General features: G+C 40.7%; 23 protein-coding genes and 1 riboswitch. Of the genes, 10 read left to right on the top strand and 13 right to left on the bottom strand.

Annotated features, from left to right (window positions below):
- Positions 1–2 precede the first annotated feature (2 nt).
- Positions 3–203 carry an alpha/beta-type small acid-soluble spore protein gene (locus tag BK139_RS03825; protein ID WP_009331086.1) on the top strand — a complete coding sequence of 67 codons (201 nt, stop codon included), beginning with the start codon at positions 3–5 and terminating at the stop codon, positions 201–203.
- A 49-nt stretch (positions 204–252) separates the two neighbouring features.
- On the opposite strand, the gene BK139_RS03820 is transcribed toward BK139_RS03825, so the two are convergent.
- The 6 genes from BK139_RS03820 to BK139_RS03795 form a co-directional block, all read right to left on the bottom strand.
- On the bottom strand, positions 253–1,407 hold the full coding sequence (locus tag BK139_RS03820) for an anti-sigma factor domain-containing protein (RefSeq protein ID WP_076256909.1): 1,155 nt from the start codon (positions 1,405–1,407) through the stop codon (positions 253–255).
- The gene (sigI, locus tag BK139_RS03815; protein WP_076256907.1) at positions 1,404–2,150 is read right to left on the bottom strand and encodes an RNA polymerase sigma factor SigI; all 747 of its coding nucleotides are present in this window, start codon (positions 2,148–2,150) and stop codon (positions 1,404–1,406) included. Before sigI ends, BK139_RS03820 begins: the two co-directional genes overlap by 4 nt.
- A 257-nt stretch (positions 2,151–2,407) precedes the next feature.
- Positions 2,408–2,884 (bottom strand): hypothetical protein, encoded by a 477-nt coding sequence (locus BK139_RS03810; protein WP_076256905.1) that lies wholly within the window; start codon positions 2,882–2,884, stop codon positions 2,408–2,410.
- Between the two features lie 178 nt (positions 2,885–3,062).
- Positions 3,063–6,320 carry an efflux RND transporter permease subunit gene (locus BK139_RS03805; protein ID WP_076256903.1) on the bottom strand — a complete coding sequence of 1,086 codons (3,258 nt, stop codon included), beginning with the start codon at positions 6,318–6,320 and terminating at the stop codon, positions 3,063–3,065.
- Positions 6,321–6,500: 180 nt separating this feature from the next.
- Entirely contained in the window at positions 6,501–7,880 is a 1,380-nt protein-coding gene (gene nhaC / locus BK139_RS03800; protein ID WP_076256901.1) for a Na+/H+ antiporter NhaC, read from the bottom strand.
- A gap of 394 nt (positions 7,881–8,274) precedes the next feature.
- Positions 8,275–9,852: a peptide chain release factor 3 gene (locus tag BK139_RS03795; RefSeq protein ID WP_076256900.1), complete on the bottom strand. Its 1,578-nt coding sequence runs from the start codon at positions 9,850–9,852 to the stop codon at positions 8,275–8,277.
- Between the two features lie 189 nt (positions 9,853–10,041).
- Here BK139_RS03795 and BK139_RS03790 point away from each other — a divergent pair, with 189 nt between their 5' ends.
- On the top strand, positions 10,042–10,917 hold the full coding sequence (locus BK139_RS03790) for a metal-dependent hydrolase (protein WP_076256898.1): 876 nt from the start codon (positions 10,042–10,044) through the stop codon (positions 10,915–10,917).
- 181 nt (positions 10,918–11,098) lie between these two features.
- Positions 11,099–12,316 carry a NupC/NupG family nucleoside CNT transporter gene (locus tag BK139_RS03785; RefSeq protein ID WP_076256897.1) on the top strand — a complete coding sequence of 406 codons (1,218 nt, stop codon included), beginning with the start codon at positions 11,099–11,101 and terminating at the stop codon, positions 12,314–12,316.
- A 54-nt stretch (positions 12,317–12,370) separates the two neighbouring features.
- On the opposite strand, the gene treC is transcribed toward BK139_RS03785, so the two are convergent.
- The 5 genes from treC to BK139_RS03760 all read right to left on the bottom strand — a co-directional run bounded on the left by treC (position 12,371) and on the right by BK139_RS03760 (position 18,559).
- On the bottom strand, positions 12,371–14,056 hold the full coding sequence (treC, locus tag BK139_RS03780; RefSeq protein ID WP_076256895.1) for an alpha,alpha-phosphotrehalase: 1,686 nt from the start codon (positions 14,054–14,056) through the stop codon (positions 12,371–12,373).
- A gap of 43 nt (positions 14,057–14,099) precedes the next feature.
- On the bottom strand, positions 14,100–15,776 hold the full coding sequence (locus tag BK139_RS03775; RefSeq protein ID WP_076256894.1) for a glycoside hydrolase family 13 protein: 1,677 nt from the start codon (positions 15,774–15,776) through the stop codon (positions 14,100–14,102).
- Between the two features lie 91 nt (positions 15,777–15,867).
- Entirely contained in the window at positions 15,868–17,271 is a 1,404-nt protein-coding gene (gene treP / locus BK139_RS03770; protein WP_076256892.1) for a PTS system trehalose-specific EIIBC component, read from the bottom strand.
- Positions 17,272–17,548: 277 nt separating this feature from the next.
- The gene (tatA, locus tag BK139_RS03765) at positions 17,549–17,722 is read right to left on the bottom strand and encodes a twin-arginine translocase TatA/TatE family subunit (protein WP_035327434.1); all 174 of its coding nucleotides are present in this window, start codon (positions 17,720–17,722) and stop codon (positions 17,549–17,551) included.
- 102 nt (positions 17,723–17,824) lie between these two features.
- The gene (locus BK139_RS03760) at positions 17,825–18,559 is read right to left on the bottom strand and encodes an NAD-dependent deacylase (protein ID WP_076256890.1); all 735 of its coding nucleotides are present in this window, start codon (positions 18,557–18,559) and stop codon (positions 17,825–17,827) included.
- 147 nt (positions 18,560–18,706) lie between these two features.
- Between BK139_RS03760 and BK139_RS03755 the strand changes: the two genes are divergently transcribed.
- The 7 genes from BK139_RS03755 to BK139_RS03725 all read left to right on the top strand — a co-directional run bounded on the left by BK139_RS03755 (position 18,707) and on the right by BK139_RS03725 (position 23,894).
- Positions 18,707–19,120, top strand: coding sequence for a YkvA family protein (locus BK139_RS03755; protein ID WP_076256888.1), 414 nt, complete (start codon positions 18,707–18,709; stop codon positions 19,118–19,120).
- A 78-nt stretch (positions 19,121–19,198) separates the two neighbouring features.
- A riboswitch (TPP riboswitch) is annotated at positions 19,199–19,307 on the top strand.
- 112 nt (positions 19,308–19,419) lie between these two features.
- On the top strand, positions 19,420–20,424 hold the full coding sequence (locus BK139_RS03750; RefSeq protein WP_076256887.1) for an ABC transporter substrate-binding protein: 1,005 nt from the start codon (positions 19,420–19,422) through the stop codon (positions 20,422–20,424).
- A 14-nt stretch (positions 20,425–20,438) separates the two neighbouring features.
- Positions 20,439–20,732: a thiamine-binding protein gene (locus BK139_RS03745; protein WP_076256885.1), complete on the top strand. Its 294-nt coding sequence runs from the start codon at positions 20,439–20,441 to the stop codon at positions 20,730–20,732.
- On the top strand, positions 20,729–21,496 hold the full coding sequence (locus BK139_RS03740) for an ABC transporter permease (protein ID WP_076256884.1): 768 nt from the start codon (positions 20,729–20,731) through the stop codon (positions 21,494–21,496). Before BK139_RS03745 ends, BK139_RS03740 begins: the two co-directional genes overlap by 4 nt.
- On the top strand, positions 21,493–22,227 hold the full coding sequence (locus BK139_RS03735) for an ABC transporter ATP-binding protein (RefSeq protein WP_076256882.1): 735 nt from the start codon (positions 21,493–21,495) through the stop codon (positions 22,225–22,227). The genes BK139_RS03740 and BK139_RS03735 overlap by 4 nt, the downstream gene beginning before the upstream one ends.
- 11 nt (positions 22,228–22,238) lie before the next feature.
- A complete protein-coding gene (locus BK139_RS03730) occupies positions 22,239–23,006 on the top strand; it encodes a TatD family hydrolase (protein ID WP_076256880.1) in 768 nt (255 codons plus the stop codon).
- Positions 23,007–23,153: 147 nt separating this feature from the next.
- A complete protein-coding gene (locus BK139_RS03725; RefSeq protein WP_076256879.1) occupies positions 23,154–23,894 on the top strand; it encodes a hypothetical protein in 741 nt (246 codons plus the stop codon).
- Between the two features lie 310 nt (positions 23,895–24,204).
- Here BK139_RS03725 and BK139_RS03720 read toward each other — a convergent pair whose 3' ends face one another.
- A complete protein-coding gene (locus BK139_RS03720; protein WP_076256877.1) occupies positions 24,205–24,813 on the bottom strand; it encodes a hypothetical protein in 609 nt (202 codons plus the stop codon).
- Entirely contained in the window at positions 24,788–25,324 is a 537-nt protein-coding gene (locus BK139_RS03715) for an RNA polymerase sigma factor (protein WP_076256876.1), read from the bottom strand. Before BK139_RS03715 ends, BK139_RS03720 begins: the two co-directional genes overlap by 26 nt.
- Between the last annotated feature and the right edge of the window lie 641 nt (positions 25,325–25,965).

Raw genomic sequence — 25,965 nt, 5'->3', positions numbered from 1 at the left:
CAATGGCAAGAAGCAGCAATAAGCTTTTAGTTCCTGGTATTGAACAATACATGGACCAGGTCAAATATGAAATTGCCCAGGAATTTGGTGTTCAATTAGGCTCTGATACAGTATCCCGGGCTAACGGATCTGTAGGCGGAGAAATTACTAAGCGGCTTGTCCAGCAAGCTCAGGCCCAAATGTCCGGCCAGAATAACCAATAACAACTTCATATAAATGGAAAAAGTCCGGAGCCTGCTCCGGACTTTGATTTTATCGTTTTCCTCTATCATCATGCTTCCCTTGATTGTTTCCGCTGCCTTTATTGGGATTGTCACTATTCTTCTGGTTTTTCTCATGACCTTTCCAGCCTCTGTTTTTCTCATTATCACTTTCTTTGGAACTTCTCTCGGGGTTATTTCTGTTTTCATTACCCTTGTTATTTTTTTTTTCGCTTGGATGATTCGGATGTTTTTGGACTTTTACCTTATTTCCCTGATCTTTTTTTCCTTTATGATCGTGTCTTTTTTCTTGATTATTTCCATTGTTTTTCCCGCTGTTATTCTGCTGTGTTTGCTGGTTCTCAGATTTCTTTAATTGCCCCGGAACAGCAGGTTTTTCTTTATTAACTCCTTTATTTCCCTGCTTTTTTAATTGGCTTTGGGTATTTTCTGCAGGTTTTTGCGGAGGTTGTGTTTCTTTATCTGACTGTTTATTCGGATTTACAGGTTCAGAATTTTCCTTCCTGTCATCTTCAGCCTTTAATTTACTTTCCTTGTATACTCCGGCTGACAGCCCTTTATCAATAGCTGCTTCTCTTTCCTCTTCACTTGCTTCCAGTAAAGTTACCTCAAGCTGCTCTTTTTGTGCCGCTTGTTTTATATCTGCTAACTCTTTCTGAATGTGCTCATCCGCTTCTTTATTCTGTTCTGTATACACTGCAGCAATGACTACCTCTTTATTTTCCTTAAAATAGCCCTGCTTCTTTATCTGAAGGAGAATTTTGTCAGCCACTTCATGAATGCTGTTCTTTTTCCAGTTCTCGATGTTCTGGATAATAAGTTTTCCTTCTTCATTATAAGGAATGAGTTCTACTACCTGATATTCCTGATTGACCCCTAATTCAATACTCGGATTGACGTCTATTGACATATAAGCGTACACTTCGTCGTTTTGCAAAAACGGCAGAAAAGACACGATTGCGAGCATCATCGCAAATGCTGCTGCCATTAATCCTTTTCCTCTGGATAATCTAAAAATAGATAGAGGACGCGACAACTTTCCGTTTTTCAGTTCTATTGGGAAGAATGCAATTTCCTGGCCTATTGCGTATGCCTGATCTTGTTTTCGGGCCCGCAGAAATTCTCCTTCCGGGGTTAATAGTGTTAAAAAACGTTCGTTTATTTCCATGATTATACCTGTTTTCACGTTTCCAACACCCCTTTGATATAATCCTTTAAAAAGACATAATCGCCAGTTAATATCAGTGATATGGCAATTATATATTTTCTATTTCTCTCTATTGTTTTTCTGCTTAAAGATACATAACCCTCCAGCTGCTTTATTGGCAGCTTTTTTTTGTCAAAAAGAATACTTTTGAGCTCTTCATTTTCAACCAGAATTTTGGCTACAGTCATAGCATTTTTTCGAGCATCCGCATGTTTTGGGGATTGTTCGATCAAATCACTGAAGGTAAGGCCGAATTCCTGAAGAATCTGCGTAAACTGGAAAATTTCTTCTTTCCTCAGTTCTTCATCTGTTTTTTTCCTGTAGTCTTCAATGGACAATTCATCTTCTATTGCCGAGCTGGCCGTATCATCATCTTCCAGATTAGAGACTCCATTAAAGCTGAGATTCTGAAATTTGGATTGCTTACGGATATAATCAATAACCCGCCTTTTAATCAGCACTTCCGAAAAACTGATGAGTGAACTTCCCTTATCAGGACTGTACTTTTGAATGGCTTCATTAAAAGCTATGAGGCCAATGCTAAATTCATCATCAGATTCATGAATATACCTCTTGCAGACTGATGATACTGTTTTAGCAATAAACGGCTTATATGACTCTATTAGCTCATTATTCAATGCTGCATTTCCCTGCTGTATTAATTTAACCGTTTCTTCGAGCGATTTTTTACGCTTTTTCGGCATAAACAATAAACCCAGCAATAGCCCCACCTCTTTTCAAATCACATTATATCATACGGCGTCCAATCCGTATTTTGGGCAGGGCTTTAAAAGCTTTTTAATACACTTTTGAAACTCATATGATTTCACCTTATGAAAAAGCGGCCGCTTGTTCATTACAACTGTACGGATTCAGGGAAGGGATTTGTGGGGGTAATGTAAGAAAATATTTTAAAAAAGAAAAAAGCTTCAGCACCACTAAAGTAATTAGTGTGACAAAGCTTTTTTAATCAATAAAACTAACTTTGAATGGTTGGCTTTCTCCATTTCAGAATTAACCACCTGATCAGCAGGCCGGTTACTACACCTGGAATAACAAATATCATAGGAAGAAAGACCGGCCCCAAAAAAATCCCAAACAATTTGAGTTTTGTTGAGTACATTAGTCCTACAGTGACAAAATAGGCACTGAATACAAAAGGAAGGAATGATAATTCTTCCTTTTCCGGCATAGCACTGCGGTATGCATCCCACATTGCAAACATGTAAAGACAAGGATAAAACATGAGCCACTGATAATTAAGGACATGAACAGCTTTATCAATTTCGCCCATAAAACTGTACATGATGGCCGAATTAAAATGGCTGTATACATTAATGATAAATTCAAGGACGACAAACAATGTCCCCTTCCACAGCTGCCCCGCCAATAATTGGCTAAAACCCGGCAATGCAATACTCCAAAAAACCGCTTCTAGTTTACTGAGTTTTTTCATTTCATTACCACCAGCTACAAGTCGATACTTTTATTGTGCTCTGAATATTGGTCAATTATCAATTTATTTTCCAGATATTTTCCTGAAACACCATCTAAAAATTAGACTTCAGTGCAAAAATAAGACTCCTTCATTAAAAGGAGCCTTTATCAGATCTAGGAATTATCATCCCGTTTCTTTACTTATCATCGTCATCTCTTTTTACAATTTCTAATAATTCCTCCAGCATGGCTGCCATATCATCTCTGCTGTAGAATTTGGCATCAGAGGATTGAAGCTGTTTTTTGTCTTCGTCATTATCGTGATTCCAGTTTTTGTCCACTTTTTCTTCAAGCAGGTAAGCCGGTACTAAGTGTCCATCCGGTGTTGCATACATTTTATTTAATCGCCGTGTATCCTTGTCAAAAAAGCTATATACAACTGGTATGACAAATAGTGTCAGGAACGTACTGCTGATCAGCCCGCCAATAAGAGTAATACCCATGGGCTGGTTAATTTCTGTTCCTTCTCCAATGCCAAGTGCTAAAGGCACTAAGCCAAGTATAGTAGTTAAGGCCGTCATGAATATTGGCCTTGCACGGTCCTTAACTGAAATAATTATGGCATCGTAGCTCTTAAGACCCTGCTCTTTCTTTTGGTTAATATAATCGACAATGACTATTGCATTATTCACTACAATTCCTGCAAGCACAATAATCCCGATTATGGCTGTTAAACTAATAGGTGTTTGGGTTACGGTAAGAGCAATTGCCACGCCTATAACCATGAGCGGCACAGTAAACATGATAACCAGCGGATACTTAAGCGACTCAAATTGAGCTGCCATGACAAGATAAATAAACACGATTGCCAGTACAAATGCCAGAATCAGGTCATCAATGGATGATTCCAGCAATTCTCTGTCACCGCTAAAAACGATTTCTGTTTCATCCGGCAATTTCAGATCGGCAATTTCTTTATCCACTTCTTTTGACATGGCACCCATGTTTGTAGAAGATTTGTACTTTAATGTAAATTGGACAGCATCCTGCTGATTAATGCGCTGAATATTTACCGGTCCTTCTCCTCGCTCAATATTAGCTACATCACTCAGAGCGGCATAATTGCCATCAGGCTTTTTAATAAGCAATTTCTTCAAATTCTCTATATCCTGTGTGACTTTCCGATCGTACTCAACAAAAACGCCATATATATTTGATTCATCGTCTATCATTTGTGTAGCACGATTGCCCCGGGTTACATCATTTACTGCCATGGCTACCTGGGCGGGAGCCAGACCCTCTTCAAGAGCCTTTTCACGGTCCACAGTAATCTGAATTTCCTCAACGGTATCCAGGAGATCAGTTGACAATTCGGTTACGTCCTCAAGGTCTTTCAAAGCATTATAGATTTTATCAACATTTTCCTTTAAACGGCTGGGATCTGTGTCCCTCACACTAAAGGTCAGTGTATTCGGCGATGTACCTGCTGTCGACTGTGTATTAAAAGAGAGTTCTGCAGTTTCATTAACCTTTGAAGCAGCACTTTCCAGATCCTTTTTCACCTCATCGACAAATTCAAAAGTAGACCTTTCCCGCTGATCCAGCTCTTTCATTTTGATATACAATTCAGCGATATTGGCATTTTTCGAGCCCCGGAAGGACCCTTCCTGTGTAGTGCCGATTAGACTGACAAAGGTATCAACTTCTTCTTCATCCTTTAATTCTTCCTCTAAAGCCGATACAACCTTTTCTGTTTCTGAAAGTGCAGTACCGTTCTCAAGCTCCATACGCACCGTAAAAAAGCCTTCATCTGCATTTGGCAGAAATTGTGTGCCTACTGTGGTCAATCCAAAGCTGCCCGCTGCCAATAACAGCATGGTAATAGCGATTACCGCTGCTCGATTCCGCAAAGACCACTTGATTGATTTTTCAAGTGATCTCATTAAACCTGTTTCCTGCCTTTTTGCCTCCGTGTTTGTTCTTGGAGACTTCAGCAGCCTGCTCGCTAGCATTGGCACTATTGTCAGGGCAACAACCAGAGATGCAAATAAACTAAAGGAAATGGTCAGGGCAAACTCCTTAAACAATTCACCGATTATTCCAGTTATAAATACTACTGGGAGGAAAACGGCAACTGTCGTCAGGGTGGAAGCCGTAATTGCACCTCCTACTTCTTTTGCCCCAGCACTTGCCGCCGTTTTCGGATCTTTCCCCATTGATAAGTGGCGGTAAATATTCTCAATAACCACGATGGAATTATCCACCAGCATGCCTATTCCAAGTGCCAATCCGCCAAGAGTCATAATATTTAAGGTGAAATCGGAAAAATACATTAACACAAACGTGAAAATAACTGAATAAGGAATAGAGATTCCAATGATGAGCGGACTTTTGACATTTTTCAAAAAGAAAAACAGCACAATCATCGCAAAAATACCGCCGAGAATCAGTGAATTTGAGATATTTCCTATTGCAAGACTTATGTAATCCCCCTGGTCGAAAAGTATTTCTGATTCAATATTTTCAAACTGTTCCTTTTCAAGAAGATTATCCAATTGCTTAATAAATTGGTCTGAAACCTCTGCCGTATTGGCATCGGACTGCTGCAGAACACTCAGTAAGACAGATGGAGCCTGGTTTGTGCGCGTGATGGTGCGATCATCCTGGCTGGCCAGCTGAACCTCTGAAATATCATCCAGGCTTACTTTATTCCCTGTTGCGGGGTCTGCAGTTACCGTAAGTTTTTTCAGTGTATCCAGGGAATCAATGGAGCTGATAATTCTGGTTGTCAGCTCTTTTCCCTCAGTCAAGACAGGATCACCCGGCATTGATATATTATTGGATTCAATTACATCCACAACATCCGCCTGGCTAAGTTTGAAATCTCTCAGCTTTTCCTGGTCCAGTTCCACTCTTACTTCCTTAATCGCAGTTCCTGAGAGATTTACGCTTGCTACTCCTTCAACTTTAGACAGCTCGAGGTTCAGTTCTTCAGCAAGCTTTCTTAATGCTTCAGGCTCCTCATCTGCACTGAGAGATAATTGAATAATCGGAAACTGAGCAGGGTCAAACTTCATAAATCGCGGATTATCAGCTTCATCAGGAAGCTGTGTCTGATCCAGTCTTTGAATGACCTCACTTTGTATTTCATCAATATCTGTAGTCCAGGAAAATTGCATCAAAATGAAGTTTGCGCTCTCCTGTGAGGTAGAGGTCAAGGTCTTGATCCCCGGCAGCGTTGCCAGATTTTCTTCAAGCGGCTTTGTTACTTTTTCCACCACTTCATCGGGACTTGCTCCAGGATACGAAGTGACTACTACTCCAACAGGAGGATTAAGATCTGGTATGAGTTTTAATGGAATATTTAAGAGGGAGACTACTCCTAAAATAAGCACTAAGAACATCGTAACCAATGTAAAAATTGGCCTTTTGATTGAAAAATCGCTTATTCGCACACATTCTGCTCCTTTCAAAGACTGGATGAGATAATCTTGTGATCGATATCATGTAGAAATTAACACATTTTAACTATATTAAAGCAACTAATGCGATGCAAGCAATCAGTGTGCTGTCAATAGAAAAATTACAGCAGCTCTTTATCCACAGAAAAAAGCAGCCTATGCAGCTGCTTTCCTCTATAATTTTTCGATTTTCAAACCCGTAAATCCATAGATTAAGGTGATTACAGGACTGAGCAGACAGAATAATGCAAAAGGCATATAAGCTGTTGTTTCTACACCTAAAACACCTGTTAGAAATACTCCGCAGACACTCCATGGAACTAATGGGTTTACTACCGTGCCTGCATCTTCAAGAATTCTGGAAAGATTCTTTGGGTGCAGTCCGGCTTTTTCAAAAGGCTCTCTGAAAGCATTTCCTGTTAAAAGAATAGACAGATACTGTTCGCCTAGAAGGAAATTAATCCCAATCGCTGTTCCTGCTGCTGCCGCCACTAGAGCTGACATCCGATTCAAAAACCCCTTGACCCCTTCCAGAAGAGCTGGAAGGATCCCAAGCTTAAAGAATAAACCGCCCATAGAAAGCGCGAGCAATACCAACGAAATCGAAAACATCATGCTTTCCATGCCGCCTCTTGATAAAAGGGCGTCAACTTCTTCTGAACCGCTATTTGAAGCATATCCCGAAAACAGCAATGTCAAAACTTTTTCCAAGCTGAAGCTGCTTTGAACCATAACGGCAAATATTAATGCAGATACGATGCCAGCTGACAGCGTAATAATAGCTGATACTCTTTTAATGGCCATTATAGTCAAAATGGCAAACGGAATAAGGGAGTACCAATGCACCAGTCCCTCATCCAGCAAAGTTTTTTTCAGCTGGGCAATCTTCGAGAAGTCAGACGCTGCCTCCGATGGTGACAGGAAAGCAAAGATTGCCAGTGAAATGATAAAAGAAGGAATCGTTGTCCAGGCCATCGTCTTGATATGCTCAAACAAATCCACTTTCACTGTCGATGATGCCAGGTTGGTTGTATCGGATAGGGGCGACATCTTATCTCCAAAAAATGCGCCGGAAATAACCGCACCTGCCGTAATTGCATCCGAGAGCCCCAAAGCAGAACTGACTCCCATAAAGGCTACTCCCAATGTAGCAGCTGTTGTAAGTGAGCTTCCTATACTCATGCCGATCACTGATGATACCGCAAATACAATGGCATAAAAGAACTTTCCATTAACAGCTTCCAAAGCCATGTAAATAAATGTAGGAATCGTGCCGCTCGCCATCCAGCTGCTTATCAGCACCCCGATTAAAAAGAAGATGAAAATAGCCCCTAATCCGGACTGGGCACCTTCAATAAGCCCCTTTTCCAGCTGTGTTATAGATACTTTTCTTATTAAACCGTAAGCTATTAACCCCATTATCGCGAAAACAACCGGAATATGGGGAACTGCCCCGGCAAAAATAATCGAATAACTGATTCCGCCTAAAATGATGAACGTGACAATGAGTGCCTCCAGGGGCTTTAAATCTAATGCTGCCTGATCATGATGCATAATGTATTCCTCCTAAATTTGCCTGTAATTTTATACAAACAAAAAGAGCCCTCTCGCCTATAGGGACGAAGGAGCTCCGCGGTACCACCCTAATTGATAAGCTAACGCTGCTTACCCACTTAAAAAGTATTGTCCATATTGGATGCAGTTGTATTTCGACCATTGCTGCCTGGATTTTCATCAGCCATCCAGTTTCTATTTGCTGCCGGCAATTACTCTACTTATTCTGCGGACAAGATCTTTGATTGAGATTACACTTTCCGCTTTTTAACTTAAACGCTTTTTAGCGTTAAAGTGTATGTGTTAATACTATATTATCAATTGATAGATATGTCAATAGAAATGAGGAAGGAAAAAATGGAAAGCTAAAACGGCCCATAAAGGGCCGCCAGCTTTATTCCGAGTCCATCGGATTATATAGTTTTACATCAGGATTTTTTTCCTGGAACCATCTGAGTGCAAAGTCATTTTCAAAGAGAAAGACATTTTTGCCGTATCGGTCTTTAACCAGGAGACTTCTTCCGCTGGAAAGGTTTTCGTTGACCTCATCGCCTTCTACCCAGCGTGCGATCTTGGAGCCTTGTCTTTCCATATATACTTCTGTGTTATATTCATTTTTCATGCGGTGTTCAAAAACTTCAAACTGAAGCTGTCCCACTGCACCCAGGAGGTATTCTTCCATTTTGACTGTCTTAAACAGCTGGATGGCACCTTCCTGAACCAGCTGCTGGATGCCTTTATGAAAATGTTTTTGCTTCATGACATTTTTTGCTGTTACTTTAACAAAAAGCTCGGGTGTAAATTGAGGAAGACGTTCATATTGGAAGTTATTTTTTCCGGCTGTTAATGTATCGCCTATTTGATAAGTTCCCGGATCATAAATTCCGATGATATCTCCGCTGACTGCAGAATCAACTGTACTTCTGTCATCAGCCATGAATTGAGTTGACTGCGCAAGCTTAATGGACTTGCCTATTCTTGGTATGTTCACAGCCATGCCCCGCTCAAATTGGCCTGAACAAATTCTTAAGAATGCAATCCGGTCGCGATGTGCAGGGTTCATATTGGCCTGAATTTTAAATATAAATCCAGAAAATTCTTCTGAAAGCGGATCAATTTCCCCTGCAGTCGAATTTCTCGGCTGGGGCGGCGGTGCAAATTGCAGGTAAGACTCAAGGAAAGTCTGTACACCAAAGTTGGTCAATGCGCTTCCAAAAAACACAGGTGTCAGTTCTCCATTTGCAATTCTCTCTCTTGAAAACTCATTGCCTGCTTCATTTAACAGCATAATCTCTTCAAGCGTCTGATCATATAGTCCAGAATCCTTAATGGAATGGCTGCCCTCTATTTCACCTTCCTGATTTAAGGTAATAAAGCGTTCCTCTTCCTCTACTCTGAATTGCTCAATTCGATTATTAAACCGATCATATATCCCCAGGAACTCTTTCCCCATCCCAATAGGCCAGTTCATTGGGTAAGATTCAATTCCCATAACTTCTTCTAACTCAGCAAGGAGCTCAAGGGGTGCTTTCCCCTGACGGTCAAGCTTATTCATAAAAGTAAATATCGGAATTCCTCTCATGCGGCAGACCTTGAATAATTTAAGTGTCTGCTCCTCGATACCTTTAGCTGAGTCTATGATCATAACTGCACTGTCAACGGCTGTCAGCGTGCGATACGTATCTTCACTGAAATCCTGGTGACCAGGCGTGTCTAGAATATTTACACGCGCTCCCTCATATTCAAACTGCATCACACTGGAGGTTACAGAAATTCCACGCTGCTTCTCAATCTCCATCCAGTCACTTGTCGCATATTTGCCTGTCTTCTTCCCTTTAACTGTACCTGCATCACGAATGGCACCACCGAACAATAGGAGCTTTTCGGTAAGCGTCGTTTTACCGGCATCCGGATGGGAAATAATCGCAAACGTGCGGCGGGATAAAACTTCTTCTTCAAAATTTTTGGGCATAGTAGTTCCTCACTTACTTATATGAAAATTTGTTGATCAAGCAATCAATGTGTCACTTAATTATTGCAATACCTTCAATTTTATCGCTCTCAAGTCAAGTTTGCAACGCATTTAAGATTGCATATTTCTTTTTATTACTCTTTTTGAGGCTTATAATAGGGAAACTAAATGTAAAAAAGGAGGTTAAATATGGACACAATTACTCATACTTTATTTGGCTTGAGCCTATATGGCGCAGTGGATAAACAGAGGATGGATAAGAACTCCAGAAGAGCGTACCTGCTTACCGCTGTAGGGGCAAGTCAAATTCCCGATATTGATGTCATCTCGCGCTTCTGGGATACAGAAGGACTTTATCAGATGTGGCACAGGGGAATTACCCATTCCGTTTTCCTGACTCCAGTGTGGGCTCTGCTGTTTTTGCTGCTGTCCATCCTGCTTTTTAGAGTCAATGATAAGAAGCTTTTTCTGCTGGGATGGCTCGCAGTTTTCATACATAATACCAGCGATTTATTTAATGCATGGGGCACAGGTTATTTGGAGCCATTTTCAACAATGAGGGTTACTTTTGGTACGATTCCAATTGTTGATTTGGTGTTCTGGATCATAATGGGGGCAGCCTATTTCTTTACAAAAAGGAATAAGTCAAAATCCCCTTACTATTTTAAAATGGCATGGGCATTTATGCTTCTTCACGTAGTAATTCAAAGCACTCAGGGTTACCTCATTTATAAGCAATATGATGAAAAATATGAACAAGTTGCCCTATCGGCAGAGTTTATACCATGGACTTATTCCGTTATTACAAAGAGAGATGATGAAGTGACCATATTCACTGATACTCTTTTCACCGAAAAGACAACCCAGTATGTGCTTCAATCAAAAGAAGCTGCGGATTTGGACAAATTGTTTTCTGAGCGTCCTGAAGCGAAAACCCTTTATGAATGGTCTCCATTTGTCGTTCTTGTTGATGATGATGAAAGGCTTGGACTCTATGATCCCCGTTTTTACAGAAACGGCCAGTCATTTTTATTCGAATATATTGAAAAAAATACGGAAAGATGAGCCATGTGCTCATCTTTTTCCGTTTATCCCCATTATTTACTTCATGCATAGTATTTTCATGAATTTATTCCTTTTGCACATAATACAACTATTGGGCTTTACAAGCAGTTTCACAAGGGAATAGGATTACTGCTGCTGATTTTTGCCGGGAAAAACTACTACATAGTGAAGGGGTGTAAACATGAATTTTATTTGGGGGATATTCGGTATTATTGTCGTTTTAGGGATAGCCTTCCTGCTTTCAAGCAATAGAAGGGCGATAAGTGTAAGAACAGTTGCGGGAGGGCTTGCCATTCAGCTGATTTTCGCCTTTCTCGTTTTAAAGTGGGAAGGCGGCAGAAAGGGATTGGAATGGCTCACAATGAAGGTAAACGATATAATCAATTACGCCAATCAGGGAATAAATTTCTTATTTGGCGGCCTTTTTACAGATGAATCGGGCATTACCTTCGTTTTCGCACTTCAGGTTTTGCCTGTTGTAATCTTTTTCTCATCATTGATTTCCGTCCTCTATTACTTAAGGATTATGCAGTTTTTCATTAAGATCCTCGGCGGTGGACTGGCTAAGCTTCTCGGGACCAGAAAAGCGGAATCCATGTCTGCAGCAGCCAATATATTCGTGGGGCAAACAGAGGCTCCGCTTGTGGTCCGCCCATTTATCGCTGATATGACAAAATCCGAGTTGTTTGCGGTCATGACCGGAGGCCTTGCTTCTGTGGCAGGATCTGTTTTAATTGGTTATTCCTTATTGGGTGTGCCTCTCGAATATCTTCTGGCAGCTAGCTTTATGGCTGCACCTGCCGGGTTGGTCCTGGCCAAAGTGATGCTTCCGGAAACGGAAGATAAAGAAGAGCCTAAAGAATTTGATATGGAAGTGGATAGCGATTCTGCCAATGTCATTGATGCAGCTGCAAAAGGAGCAAGTGTCGGACTCGAGCTCGCTTTAAATATCGGCGCAATGCTGCTGGCCTTTATTGCTTTGGTTGCTTTAATTAACGGGCTTCTTGGATGGGTTGGAGGGCTATTCGGGCTGGAAGGCTTAACGCTCGAAATCATTCTTGGATATGTGTTCTCTCCGCTTGCGTTTGCTATAGGAGTTCCATGGTCAGAAGCCGTACAGGCAGGAAATTATATTGGCCAGAAGCTAATTTTGAATGAGTTTGTTGCTTATTCTGCTTTTGCACCGGATATCCCGACTTTATCTGATAAAACGGTGGCGATCGTAAGCTTCGCCCTTTGCGGATTTGCCAATATTTCCTCATTGGGCATCCTGCTGGGAGGACTTGGCGGATTGGCCCCGAACCGCAGGCAGGACATTGCACGGCTTGGTTTGAAGGCAGTTGCTGCGGGTGCCTTGGCATCTATGCTAAGTGCCGCCATAGCCGGAATGCTGTTTTAATGAACTATGAAATAAAAATATGGAAAATCCCCCCGCAGGCCGGGAGGATTTTTTCTATTTCTTTAAATAATAGATAACGGATTCATATGGCCTTAATTGGATGGTCTCCGCAGCAGAAGGTGACTGCTTGTAATTGGAAAGTAAGATTTCTTCTTTATATTCATCTGCTTGAATGTGTTCAGGAAGGGTAAATGACGTTTCTTTCCCATAAAAATTATTTACGACCAACAGTTTTTCATTATCACCATTCCGAACATAAGCAAATACATCAGGGTGATCTTCAGAAATCAGTTCATAGTCACCATAGGTGATTATATCGTACTGCTTTCGAAGCTGGATCAGCTTTTTATAATGATAGAAAATCGAGTTCTCGTCCTTCAATGCGTTTTCGGCGTTGATTTCCCTGTAATTGGATGCGACAGGAATCCATGGGGTTCCATCGGAGAATCCGGCATTTTCAGTACTATTCCACTGAACAGGCGTCCGGGAATTATCGCGCGATTTGCTTTTGAGAATATTAATTATTTCTTCCTCTGCCATTCCCTTTTCCTTAAGAATAGAATAAACATTCAGTGATTCTACATCTCTGTAGTCTTCAATCCTCTCAAAGCCGGGATTTGTCATGCCAAACTCTTCACCCTGATAAATATAAGGAGTTCCCTGCATCATATGGATGGCTGTTGCCAGCATTTTAGCAGATTCACGATGATAGTATTTGTCATCACCATACCTTGATACAACACGGGGCTGATCATGATTGCACCAGAATAAAGCATTCCAGCCTCCCCCTTTGTGCATTTCAGTTTGCCATTTTGATAAAATTTGCTTTAATGCCGTAAAATCAAAATCAGCGAGTGCCCATTTCTCTCCATTAGGGTAGTCCACTTTTAAATGATGAAAGTTGAAAGTCATGCTTAATTCTTCACGCTCGGGGTTGGAATACTTTATACAATGATCAATTGTAGTGGATGACATTTCCCCAACTGTCATACTATCGTATTTTGAGAATACTTTATCATTCATTTCATGCATAAATTCATGTACACGAGGGCCGTCGGTATAGAATTTTCTGCCGTCGCCCGGTGGTACAGAGCCGTCATCATCCGGAAAATCCTGATCTTTGGAAATCAGATTAATTACATCAAGTCTAAAGCCATCTACACCTTTTTCAAACCAGAATTCCATCATGTCATACACTTTGCGGCGAAGGTCTTCATTTTCCCAATTTAGATCAGCCTGTGTAACATCAAAAAGATGAAGATAGTATTGGCCGGTTGCTTCGTCATATTGCCATGCATTTCCGCCGAATTTGGATTCCCAGTTTGTCGGCTCGCTTCCATCTTCCTTAGGATCTTTCCAGACATAAAAATCTCGGTATGGATTGTCTTTTGATTTTTTTGCTTCCTGGAACCATTGATGTTCAGTGGAAGTATGGTTAACAACAATATCCATAATGATTTTCATGTCCCGATTATGGGCTTCTTCAAGGAGCTTATCAAAGTCTGCCATTGTTCCATATTCCTCATGGATGCTGAAATAGTCGCTAATGTCATATCCGTTATCACGCTGTGGAGATTTATAAATGGGTGTCAGCCAGACGACGTCCACACCTAATTCTTTTAAGTAATCAAGCTTGGCAATAATTCCAGGAATGTCTCCAACTCCATTTCCTGTCGTATCGTTAAAGCTTTTCGGATAAATTTGATAAACTACTGCTTTTTTCCACCACGGTTGTTTCATTTAGAATCACCCTGTTTTAGTTTTTTAGAATAATGCTTTTCTTTTAGCTGTTAAAGAGAAGCACCTGAGTTTCGTATGGACGAAGTTTCATTGTTCTGCTGATTTGTATATCTTTATAATTCCCAATCAGCGATTCAAATTTTTCCCCCTGAAGGTCTGCAGGGAGTTCTGCTTCAGTGTTTCCGCCATAGAAGTTGCACATGACGAGAAGAGTCTGATTGCCCAGTGTTCTTGTATAGGCGTACACTTCGGGGTGATGATCGAGTATAAGGTTATACTTTCCGTAAATAATAATTTCATTTTTCTTTCTAAGTTCAATAAGCTTTTTATAATAATGAAAAACAGAGTCAGGGTTTTCCATGGCCTTTTCGACATTAATGTCTTTATAGTTAGGATTCACTTTTATCCATGGAGTTCCTTCCGTAAATCCTCCGTGCCTGGAAGAATCCCATTGCATTGGCGTTCTTGCATTGTCACGCCCTTTTGCATAGATGGCATTCAGTGCCTTTTCCTCTGTCCAGCCATCGTTAAGAGCTTCTTTATAAAAGTTAAGTGTTTCTATATCTCTGTATTCATCAATGCTTGAGTAACGTACATTCGTCATTCCAATTTCTTCGCCCTGATAAATATATGGAGTTCCCTTCATCATATGCAGCAGTGTTGCCAGCATCTTTGCTGACTTATCCCAATACTCTGCATCATTCCCAAATCTTGAAACAGAGCGCGGCTGATCATGATTATTAAAGTAAAGACTGTTCCAGCCAACCTCATCCAGTTCATTTTGCCATTTGGTCAGATTTGTTTTTAAGTCAAATAGATCCAGGGGTTTGAGGTCCCATTTGCCATTTGGCCCGTTATCAAGACTAACATGTTCAAATTGGAAGACCATATTTAACTCATTGCGTGATTCACCTGTATATTGCCGAGCCCACTCCGGATTTACACCAGGCATTTCACCGACAGTCATGACATCATACTTCGATAGGGCCTTTTCATTCATCTCCTGCAGGTATTCATGAATTTTTGGGCCGTTCCGATAATACTTGCTTCCGGAAGCATATTTCTTTCCTGGCTTTGGTTCATCATCTGGAAGTCCCTCCACTTTGGAGATAAAGTTGACTACATCCATTCTGAACCCGTCAATCCCTTTTTCAAGCCACCAGGTCATCATGTCGTATATTTCTTTTCTCAGTTTCGGATTCTCCCAGTTGAGGTCCGGCTGTTTTTTTGAAAACAAATGCAAATAATATTCTCCTGTACTTTCGTCAAGCTCCCAGGCAGACCCGCCGAAATTGCTGCCCCAGTTATTTGGCTCCTTTCCATTTTTTCCTTCATGCCATATATAGTAGTCCCTGTATGGATTATCTTTCGATTTCCTTGCTTCTGAAAACCAGATATGCTCGTCTGAACTATGGTTCACTACCAGATCCATAATGAGTTTGATGCCTCTTGTATGCAGCTCTCCAAGAAGCTCTTCCCAATCCTTCATTGTTCCAAACTCACGCATAATTTCCTGATAATCACTGATATCATAACCATTATCATCATTTGGTGATTTATAAACTGGAGAAAGCCAGACCATATCAATTCCAAGCTCTTTCAAGTAATCAAGTCTAGAGATAATTCCCTGTAAATCTCCTATTCCATCTCCATTGCTGTCCATGAAGCTTCGAGGGTAGATTTGGTAAACTACACTCTCTTTCCACCATTGCTTCTTCATAATGCAACCTCCGGTATATTTAAATATTGATCAAAGCCTAAAAATGGCGATACCATGGAATCATAGAACTCCATGGCATCAATCATTTTATTTAAGCTTTTTTAAATTTCGAGAAAGCTATAGTTAATACAAACGGCACAACTAGGGCAATTCCCATTCCGATAAAGAAAGCACCCCAGTTTTCCGCAAAGATGGAGAAGAATGCCGGTAAGCCGCCTACTCCAATTGACGGTGCCTTAACTCCATTAATAGTGATGAATATGCCTGCTGCAGCTGACCCAATAATCGCTGCGAAGAACGGATACTTAAAGCGAAGATTAACCCCAAACATCGCAGGCTCCGTTACACCCAGCCACGCTGAAATTGAAGAAGTGAGCGCAAGCCCTTTCAGCTTTTCGTTCCCTTTGCTTAACAGCATTATGGCAAAAGCGGCTGAACCCTGTGCAATATTGGATAGTGCCACCATCGGCCACAAAAACGTGCCGCCAATGCTGCCGATTAGCTGAAGATCGACTGCCAGGAATGTATGATGCATGCCAGTGATAACAAGAGGTGCATATAATCCTCCGTAAATCAATCCTCCAAGGGCCGGAACAGCATCAAAGATTCCGACAACCCCATTTGTAATCCAGCTGCCGATCGTGAATGTAATTGGTCCGATGGCAATAAAAGAAAGAAATCCAGTAATAAGCAAAGCGATTGGCGCGACAGTCAGAAGCTGAAACGCATCAGGAATTCTTTTTCGCAGAAATACTTCTATCTTAGCCAAAACATATGAAGCAAATAATACAGGCAGCACCTGGCCCTGGTAACCTACTTTTTCAATTTCAAGACCAAATAAATTCCACTTCGGCACTTCTTCTGCTGCACCATAGCCCCATGCATTTAAAAGATCCGGGTGCACCAGCATCAAACCAAGCACCATACCAAGAAGCGGACTGCCGCCAAACCGGTTTACAGCACTCCATCCAATCAGGCCTGGAAGAAATACGAAAGCAGTATTGGCAATCAGGTTAATGATGCTCGCCAGATCAGCCCAGTTTGTATAAACTTCAACAAACGACTTATCATCGAAGAAAATATCCGGCGCTGTCATAATGTTGTTGATTCCCATAAGCAAACCAGCTGTTACGATAGCCGGGAGGATTGGAATAAAAATATCAGCCAGTGTTTTAATTCCACGCTGCAGGGGATTTAAGTTTTCGGCAGCTGCACTTTTGGTCTCTTCTTTTGACGATTCGCCAATACCGGTTGCATCTGTCATTTCTTTATATACTTTATCAACAAGGCCTTGCCCAATCACAACCTGGAATTGGCCATTGGTGGAAAATGAACCTTTTACAATATCAATATCTTCGAGCTTTTCTTTATTGACTTTTCCTTCATCTTTTAATGCAAAACGCAGCCTTGTTACACAATGAGTGGCCGCAGCGATATTATCCCTGCCCCCGATAGCTTCTACGATTTGCTCTGCTGACTCTTTATTTGTGGCCATTCTACTCTCTCCTCCTGTTACCGTTTTCATATTAAAGAAAAAAACAGTTATAAGGTTCTTATTTATCGTTCTCGATTTTTATAAATCTATCCATTACACACAAACAAACTTGTATATACATGAACTGTTTACGCTTTCATTTTATCTTGTATATACATGTTAGTCAACTATTTTTTCTTTTCCATTTTATATACCCATTCACTCGGTTCGAAAGCCATAAAATAGAAAAACCGGCTTCGAGACTAATCGTCTGCAAAGCCGGTTCTAAACCAGTAGGCTATTTTCTTTTATCATCATCATCATCTTTAGTGAGATCACGGGTAGATTTCTTAAATTCTTTTAAGGTCTCCCCGAATGCTCTCCCTATTTCAGGAAGTTTTTTAGGACCAAAAATAATAAGAGCAAGAACCAGGATGAGAATTAAGCCTGGAATACCGATGTTTGATAACATGCTGAACACTCCTTATATATCATATCGCTTGAAACAGCAGTAATCATGTTCATTGTCCATTATAGGGGATTGACTCAAAAAATCATAGTATGAGGGCTATTTTTATGAATCTTCATTCTCCCGCTGTTTAAAAGCACGATCAAGTTCTTTGAGAACCTCACCAATTTTGCGCTCATGGATCACCTCATCAGCATAAAAGTCAAAATCAGTGGGTTCCATATTAATAATCACCAGTTTTGCTCCGTTTTGTTTTGCTATCAGCGGAAACTGATTGGCTGGTGTCACAGTCAGGGATGATCCCAGAACAATAAATAATTCTGCCTTTTCTGATTCTGCCGCTGCAAAATCTAAAGCCTGCTCAGGCAGCATTTCCCCAAACAGAACTACTGAAGGACGAAGCAGCCCCCCGCAATTACATTGAACGTGTCCATGCAAATATCCCTCGCTCGGGAACTCTTTTTTGCATTTCTGGCAATGGAGTGTCTGCAGATTCCCATGAAGCTCTGATACATTTTCACTTCCCGCCAGCCGATGAAATCCATCCACATTCTGGGTGATAATACTCTTTAAAATGCCTCTCTTTTCCCAATCAGCAAGAATATAGTGGCCTTTATGGGGGCTGCACTCCTTAAGCCCGATTACCCGGTGCCGATAAAATTCTATAAACTCCTTCACATTTTCATTCAATGCTTCAGTACTGGCAATTTTCCCAGGGTCTTTCCCGTTCCATAAGCCATTATTGGCTGACCTGAAATCAGGCAGCCCGCTTTCCGTTGACATTCCTGCTCCAGATAGTATTACTGTATAATTTGATTCCTTCAGCCATTTCTCAAGCACAAATACCAGCTCCCACTAAAATATTGTCACAGCTTTGAAGGCTGTTTCCATTTTTTTCTCCTGTTTAAATGTTTATGTCATGTCCGGTATGCGGTAAATAATAGATTATAATTGTTTATACGAATTATCAATATAGGAGTGATGGCTATGCCTGAAATAGAAACGAAAGACTATAAGGACGGCTATAAAAAATTTTCTTCCAGAGCAAAACGCTATGCGGATGATCCTGAAAAAACAAAAGGCCTGCTAAAAAAGGCTACACTTAAAGCTGAGAAAAACAAATCTTCGTTAAGTGATATATGGGAAAAGTTTCAGCTGCTGATCGATTTAGTTAAGGCATGGTCAAAAGGCGATTACCGGCATATCTCCAAAAAATCAATTATCTTTATTATTGCATCCATCCTATACTTTGTCTCTCCTATCGACCTGGTTCCAGACTTTTTAATTGGAATGGGTATCCTCGATGATGCAGCAGTACTTGGTTTTGCCGTCAGTCAGATTACAGGTGAACTTGAGAAATTCAAAACATGGAAAGAGAGCCGGACTATTGAAATGAAATAATTTTCAAATGGTGCCCATTTTGATAATGTCTGCTATAATAAATCATGGAAAGTATTCATGCCTGTTAAAATTAAATAGCAAGAAATGTAGGGGAACCGGTGTGCCGGTTGAGACTTCATCCTTAAGATGCTGACCCTTTGAACCTGATCTGGCTAATACCGGCGTAGGGAACATATTCTTAAACAAAAATAAATTGTTTTTTATATGCGTCCCGGTATTATGCCGGGGCGTTTTTTATTTTCTGGGCAGACTAATATCAACTTTCCTTACTACATAAAGCTTTTTTGGGAGGTTTCTGTATGAAAAAGTGTATAGCAGTTATTTCTGCGATGCTGCTGTTATCCGGCTGTGCCGGCAGCGGCCAGGATGCTAAGACTGGAAATGAAGATCCAGGCAGCAAACAAGAATTGAAAGAAGTTACTGTCGTACTGGATTGGACGCCAAATACCAATCATACCGGCTTATATGCCGCAAAAGAAAAAGGCTATTTTAAAGAAGAAGGGCTCGATGTCGAGATTATCATGCCAGGTGAAGCAGGTGCAGATCAATTGACGGCATCAGGCAAGGCTGATTTCGGTGTCAGCTATCAGGAAAGCATCACGGAAGCCCGTGTACAGGGTGTGCCGCTGGTATCAATAGCGGCTGTCATTCAGCACAACACTTCCGGTTTTGCATCCCCTGCTGAAAAAAACATTAAATCACCGAAAGACTTTGAAGGAAAAACGTATGGCGGGTGGGGAGCTCCTGTAGAAAAATCAGTAATTGACTCCCTAATGAAGAAGGAAAATGCCGATGCTGATAAGGTATCAATTGTGAACATGGGAGATGCAGACTTTTTTACAGCGGTTAAAAGAGATATAGACTTCGCATGGATTTATTACGGATGGACAGGTGTAGAAGCTGAGCTTCGGGGGGAAAAGATTAACATGGTCTACCTCACAGACTACTCAGAAAAACTGGATTACTACACGCCTGTTCTGGCAACGAGTGAAAAAATGATTGCAGATGATCCGGATACTGTCAAAGCATTTGTAAAAGCTGCAGCCAAAGGATATGAATTTGCAATCGGCCAGCCTGAGGAAGCAGCTGATATTTTGTTAAAGAATGCTCCTGACCTGGACAGCGAACTGGTCAAAAAGAGCCAGGAGTGGCTATCCCCGCGCTATCAGGACGATGCTGCCAGATGGGGAGAACAAAAGCTTGAGGTCTGGGAAAACTATGCAGACTGGATGCATGAAAATGGTCTTTTAGATAAAGAATTAGATGCCGGCAAAGCATTTACAAATGATTTCCTGCCGGAATAAGGAGAGTTTATGAAATGGCAAACGCACTTGTAAGCATTCAAATCATTCCAAAAACTAAAGATGGGGAAAGTGTTATCCCGTACGTTGATGAAGCAATCAGTGTCATTCAGCAATCCGGTGTTAAGTTCGAAGTGCATCCACTCGAAACAACGATGGAAGGCGATTTAGAACATTTATTGAAAATCATTGCTGATATGAACAGAAAAATGATTGAAAAAGGAAGCAGCAATGTAATCTCACAGGTTAAGATTCTCTATCAGCCCGATGGAATTGAAATGAGTGATTTAACGGAGAAGTACCGTCCATGATCAATGTATTCAGAAAAGGGTGGAGGCCGGCTGCGGTTCTCCTCCTTTTATTCATTCTTTGGGAAGTGGCGGTAAATCTGGCAGAGGTCCCTGTCTGGCTCCTGCCTCCCCCGACCGATATCATTCAGGAGGGGGTTTTAGGCTGGGATGGATTCCGCCCGCATCTTCAATCGACAGTCCTGCTTTCATTATGGGGATTTGCCATTGGCACTGTCATCGGATTGCTTACAGCTGTAATATTGCACTTATTACCTTTTATAAGGGAGTCTGTTTACCCGCTTCTCATCCTTTCACAAAATGTGCCAATAATTGTTCTGGCTCCTTTACTGGTTGTATGGTTTGGATTTGGCATACTTCCAAAACTTATTGTCATTACGCTGGTATGCTTCTTCCCCATTACTGTTGCAGCATTGGATGGTTTTCGGCAAACTCCGGCAGATCTCAGGCATTATATGCTGATGGCTGGAGCCGGCAGAGGACAGCTGTTTTGGAAGCTTGAGCTTCCCCATTCCCTTCCATCTTTATTTTCCGGGCTAAAGATCTCTGCAACCTATAGTGTGATGGGTGCTGTAATATCTGAATGGCTCGGAGCTAAAGCCGGAATAGGGGTATATATGACTTTAGCCTCTTCTTCCTTTCGGACAGACCGCGTTTTTGTAGCCATACTTGCGATTATGCTGTTAAGTTTGCTGCTTTTTGGAGGTATATTACTGTCAGAACGTTTGCTTATTAAATGGAAGTCCAGGGAGAGTGGCAGGAAATGATACAATTATCGGTTAATTCTCTAACGAAAAGTTTTGACTCAAATCTGGTTTTAAGCAATTTGAGTTTTCAAGTAAATGAAGGAGAGTTTGTTTCGATTTTAGGTCCATCAGGCAGCGGAAAGAGCACTATCTTTAACCTGATTGGCGGGATGCTTCTGCCTGATGAAGGGTCCATAATGCTTCAAAATGCCGAAATCACCGGCAAACGCGGGTCAATTAGCTATATGCCCCAGACACCTTCCCTGATGCCATGGAGAACTATCCTTCAGAATGTTCTGCTTGGCCAGGAAATTATGGGGAAAGCCGATCCGGAAACTGCCAGAAAAATGCTTCAAAAAGCGGGACTCGGTGACTATGAAAATGCATTTCCACATGAATTATCAGGAGGCATGAAGCAAAGGGCCGCCTTCATCCGGGCACTATTAAGCCCGCAGCCAATCATACTGCTGGATGAACCTTTTTCAGCTTTGGATGAACTTACCCGTCTTGATATGCAAAAATGGCTTCTCGATATTTGGAATGAACATAAGCCGACGATTCTGTTTGTCACTCACAATATCGAAGAAGCCATTTACCTCTCTGATCGAATATTAATACTCGGCAGCAAGCCTGCTAAAGTGGTTCAAGAATTTAAAGTTCCTTTTGGGCGGCCGCGAATGGAGGGAATTTTCCTGGATAAAAATTTCCTTGAATGCAAAAGAAGCATCCATCTTGCGCTGAAAAATCATTAGGAGGCAACAGCATGGATAATTATATTGATGCCCATATTCATCTTGATAAGTACAGCGATATTGATTTAGAAAAAATGTTTCATGAATTGCCGTTTAAGCTTTCACTTATTACTGTTTCAAGCGATTTAACCTCCTGCAAAAGAAACCTTGCTCTTGCAGAAATCTATCCCTTTGTTAAACCTGCCTTTGGTTTTCACCCTGAACAGGTTCTGCCCAATGATCATGATATATCAGAGCTTTTCAGCTGGATAAAGACTCACACAGAGCAGATGGCTGCTGTTGGCGAGGTTGGCCTTCCATACTATTTGAGATCTGAGGGGAGCAAGATTCAAGGCGGATATATTGAACTTCTCGAAGAATTCATAAAGCTTGCTAAAAAACGGGATAAGCCCATTATCCTCCATGCAATTTATGATGATGCACAGATTGTGTGCAATTTATTGGAAAAGCATTCGATTAAAAAGGCTCATTTCCACTGGTTTAAAGGTGACACTGCTGCAGCAAGCAGGCTGATTTCCAATGGGTATTACATATCCTTTACTCCAGATATCGTGTATGAAAAAGAAATACAGGGCCTCGTACGGGATTACCCACTGGATAAATTGATGGCAGAAACAGATGGCCCATGGGAATTCGAAGGCCCTTTTAAAAACAAACCTACCCACCCTTCCATGATGGCCCATTCCATCAGTGCCCTTGCTAAACTAAAAGAAATATCTTTCAGCAGCGCCCTTAAGAAGCTATATGATAATACAAAAAGCTTCTATAATATTAATTAATTCGCCTTAAAAAGTCTTTTACCACAAGGCTGTTTTTATATTCAGATTAGATAAAATATACTAGATAAATATAATCACATCGCACCATTCCTAAATATGGAAATATAGGTTAATCTTATATTGGACAATACTTTTAGGAGGTATGTGATGAAAAAGTATATTTTCTTATTCTTGACTATTTTACTAGTTTTCTCAGGCAATGTTTCTGCACAGCCCAAAAGCAGTACTGCTGATTTGACTGAGAAAGATTTCATGAAAGCTGTGTTGAAATCTGATGAGTTTAAGGAATTCAAATCTTCTATATTAAAAGATGCCTCCACCCAGCCAAAAGCTCTTATTGATGAAAAAGGAAAACAATATGGCTGGACAGTGCAATATGAAATTGAATACAACGAAAAAAATATTTCCTTAGATGAAAAAGCTCTCGTAAATTTTTCGTCCCTTCTATCTTTCTCCTTTGAGTCCGGGAAGGAATTAAAAGTGCGGCTGGTTGATTACAGCAGGCTTATTGAGGATCAGGCTTTTTATGTAAGAGACCTGAAATCTGAGGAAGAGACCAAGATAGATATCTCAAAAGACAGCACCTTTACTGATTATTTAACAGAAGTAGAATTGAAAAAAACACAGCTGATTAAAGAAGCGGCCAAAATCAATACAGTCTCTTCCGATAAAGCCAAAGCATCCGGCCAGCTATGCTACTACTGTACAAAGTATGAATGGCGCGGCGGGTATCCCTGCTCATCCGCTGACACTGAGTCCGAAGCTTCAGTATCATTCCAGCTTGAAGAAAACGGGCTGAATCCGGATTCTGTGGTCATTGAATGCTATGTTCCCCGCCACAAGGTGTGCGTTGACGGAGAATGGAGAACCTATTGCCCTATACAATGAAAAGAACGGCTAAGCGAATCGCTTAGCCGTTTTTGTTATCCTTTCGTGCCTGATGCGATATTCGAACCTTCTATAAAGTGTTCCATAGTGACGTTTTAAAAAGGTCATCAATCGTAAACATGCGTTTGAAATTATCAAGGCCGATAAAATTCATTTTTGAAGTAATATTATAGTCTGTAAAACTGGCAAATAAGGAAAATAATAACGGGCTAAGTGTCAGTCCCAGAAATCCGATTTTTGAAAAAATTCTCGATAATTGTCGAATTCAAGCTCTTTCTGCCTAAAAAAATGACCCCTTACAGGAGTCAAATTAAGGAGTCTTTTGAATGCTTTGTGCGATTGCTTCTATATATTCAAAAAATATGGAGCCCTCTGCAGCAGGAACTGAATAAATTTCTTCACTGTCAATCAGCTTAAAGTAAACTTCGCCTTGCTCGTTCCAGACTTTCATCTTTACCGGCTCTTTTCCCTTTAAATTAAATTGGATATCATAGGTTGGTTTGGCATCAATGACTGCCTCTGAAAGGATTGCCGAATTAATCGCATTTCTTGCCGTGTTTTCCCACTTTGGATCTTTTACAGTCGCGGTTTCAGCCGTATACTTTCCATCGGCAGAGAAGCTTTTCTCGGTTTCTGATATAGCAATAGTTGTTTGGCTTATAAAGCTATTCCCAAGCATCTCTGAACTGCTGCTGCCTCTGGTCATAGAATCCTCAGAAAAAATAATAAAAGCGAACATGACACAAGCAGCCATTACAGCGGCAGCAGATAAAAATCTCGGGAAAATAGCTTTCTTTCTTTCAGGTTTTTCCTCTATGCTCCTCAATATTTTTTGCAGACTCTCCTGCTTTTGCTTTTGAGACCGCGGAATACGTCCCAATTCTCGAAAGGAATTATCGGATCCGAATGAGCTCTTCATGGATTTCCCCCCTTTTCTGCAATTCTTTTTTTAGCGCTGCGAGTGCCCTGGAAGTGGTGATTTTCACTTTATTTTCGGACCAATTCAAGATTTCGGCCGTCTCCTTGATGGAAAACTCCTTTATCTTTCTCAAAATCAGCACTTCTTGATAGCTTAATTTCAAATGGCGGATTGCTTCATATAAGAGTGTGACTTTTTCACCCTTAATCATTATTTCTGTAGGAGTATCTTCTTCTGATTGGAGCTGGAATTTTTCTATTGAGAAAAATTTGAATCTGCTTTTTTTGCGCAAATAATCAATGGCTACATTTCTTGATATCCGGACAAGCCACGTAAAGATATGGGACTCCCCATTAAATTGATTCATATATTTGTAGGCTTTGATAAAGGTGTCCTGTGTCAGATCTTCCGCCACTTCCTTATCATTTACGAGAAGAAATATGTATCCATAAATTCGATCGCTGTACTCGCTGTATATATCTTCAAACGCTTCTGCCGATATTCTCTCCATTGTGGCGCCCCCTCGCATAGTATTAGACGAATAAGAATCAGAAAAGAAACACTTTTCCATTGTTTATGTAAAACATTTGGTAAAACCATAATCCAGAACCTGTTCATTTATCCTATATTTTAAAACAATCTGATTCCTAAGCATCAAATTTGAGAAAAATCCGAGAAAGCGCCTTTTTAACCGTAACTTTTTTCAATCTCTTTTCACCTGTAAAAAGATGAATAAAGTTACACCCCAGACTACCCATCTTCTGTTCATTTTTTTCAATTTTGAGTAAAGGTTTCCTTTAAGTTCTCCACCCTTTTTATTTATTTTATCATTCTGTGAAAATACTGCCTCCCTCCTTTTCCTTATTTTTTCCAAGATTCATTTGACTATATGGAAAAATGATACTTTTACTCTATAAATAACCATAAAAAGTTCATTCTTTAAGCATGTAACCCTTATTGACGTATGAAGCCTTATGGCTATTTTCATAAAACCACTGCAAAAAACATTAATTTTCGACAATCTCCAGCCTTTAATTTAGCTAAAGTACAGGATAACGGCAGGGTTTTCCATTTTTGGAAAGTACCCATAGGAGGTGGTTGAGTTCTTCATTGCAAACCAGCAATTTAAATGAATTAACAAAACAAGGAGGG

The sequence above is a fragment of the Paenibacillus sp. FSL R5-0490 genome, assembly GCF_001956215.1.
Taxonomy (GTDB): Bacteria; Bacillota; Bacilli; order Bacillales; family Cytobacillaceae; genus Cytobacillus.
This window is presented reverse-complemented; position numbering and strand designations above follow the sequence as displayed.

Excerpts from the sequence above, each read along its gene's own strand:
- BK139_RS03825 (WP_009331086.1), top strand. The coding sequence starts at position 3 with ATGGCAAGAAGCAGCAATAAGCTTTTAGTTCCTGGTATTGAACAATAC.
- BK139_RS03810 (WP_076256905.1), bottom strand. The coding sequence starts at position 2,884 with ATGAAAAAACTCAGTAAACTAGAAGCGGTTTTTTGGAGTATTGCATTG.
- nhaC (WP_076256901.1), bottom strand. The coding sequence starts at position 7,880 with ATGCATCATGATCAGGCAGCATTAGATTTAAAGCCCCTGGAGGCACTC.
- BK139_RS03795 (WP_076256900.1), bottom strand. The coding sequence starts at position 9,852 with ATGCCCAAAAATTTTGAAGAAGAAGTTTTATCCCGCCGCACGTTTGCG.
- BK139_RS03790 (WP_076256898.1), top strand. The coding sequence starts at position 10,042 with ATGGACACAATTACTCATACTTTATTTGGCTTGAGCCTATATGGCGCA.
- BK139_RS03785 (WP_076256897.1), top strand. The coding sequence starts at position 11,099 with ATGAATTTTATTTGGGGGATATTCGGTATTATTGTCGTTTTAGGGATA.
- treC (WP_076256895.1), bottom strand. The coding sequence starts at position 14,056 with ATGAAACAACCGTGGTGGAAAAAAGCAGTAGTTTATCAAATTTATCCG.
- BK139_RS03775 (WP_076256894.1), bottom strand. The coding sequence starts at position 15,776 with ATGAAGAAGCAATGGTGGAAAGAGAGTGTAGTTTACCAAATCTACCCT.
- treP (WP_076256892.1), bottom strand. The coding sequence starts at position 17,271 with ATGGCCACAAATAAAGAGTCAGCAGAGCAAATCGTAGAAGCTATCGGG.
- tatA (WP_035327434.1), bottom strand. The coding sequence starts at position 17,722 with ATGTTATCAAACATCGGTATTCCAGGCTTAATTCTCATCCTGGTTCTT.
- BK139_RS03755 (WP_076256888.1), top strand. The coding sequence starts at position 18,707 with ATGCCTGAAATAGAAACGAAAGACTATAAGGACGGCTATAAAAAATTT.
- BK139_RS03750 (WP_076256887.1), top strand. The coding sequence starts at position 19,420 with ATGAAAAAGTGTATAGCAGTTATTTCTGCGATGCTGCTGTTATCCGGC.
- BK139_RS03745 (WP_076256885.1), top strand. The coding sequence starts at position 20,439 with ATGGCAAACGCACTTGTAAGCATTCAAATCATTCCAAAAACTAAAGAT.
- BK139_RS03740 (WP_076256884.1), top strand. The coding sequence starts at position 20,729 with ATGATCAATGTATTCAGAAAAGGGTGGAGGCCGGCTGCGGTTCTCCTC.
- BK139_RS03735 (WP_076256882.1), top strand. The coding sequence starts at position 21,493 with ATGATACAATTATCGGTTAATTCTCTAACGAAAAGTTTTGACTCAAAT.
- BK139_RS03730 (WP_076256880.1), top strand. The coding sequence starts at position 22,239 with ATGGATAATTATATTGATGCCCATATTCATCTTGATAAGTACAGCGAT.
- BK139_RS03725 (WP_076256879.1), top strand. The coding sequence starts at position 23,154 with ATGAAAAAGTATATTTTCTTATTCTTGACTATTTTACTAGTTTTCTCA.
- BK139_RS03720 (WP_076256877.1), bottom strand. The coding sequence starts at position 24,813 with ATGAAGAGCTCATTCGGATCCGATAATTCCTTTCGAGAATTGGGACGT.
- BK139_RS03715 (WP_076256876.1), bottom strand. The coding sequence starts at position 25,324 with ATGGAGAGAATATCGGCAGAAGCGTTTGAAGATATATACAGCGAGTAC.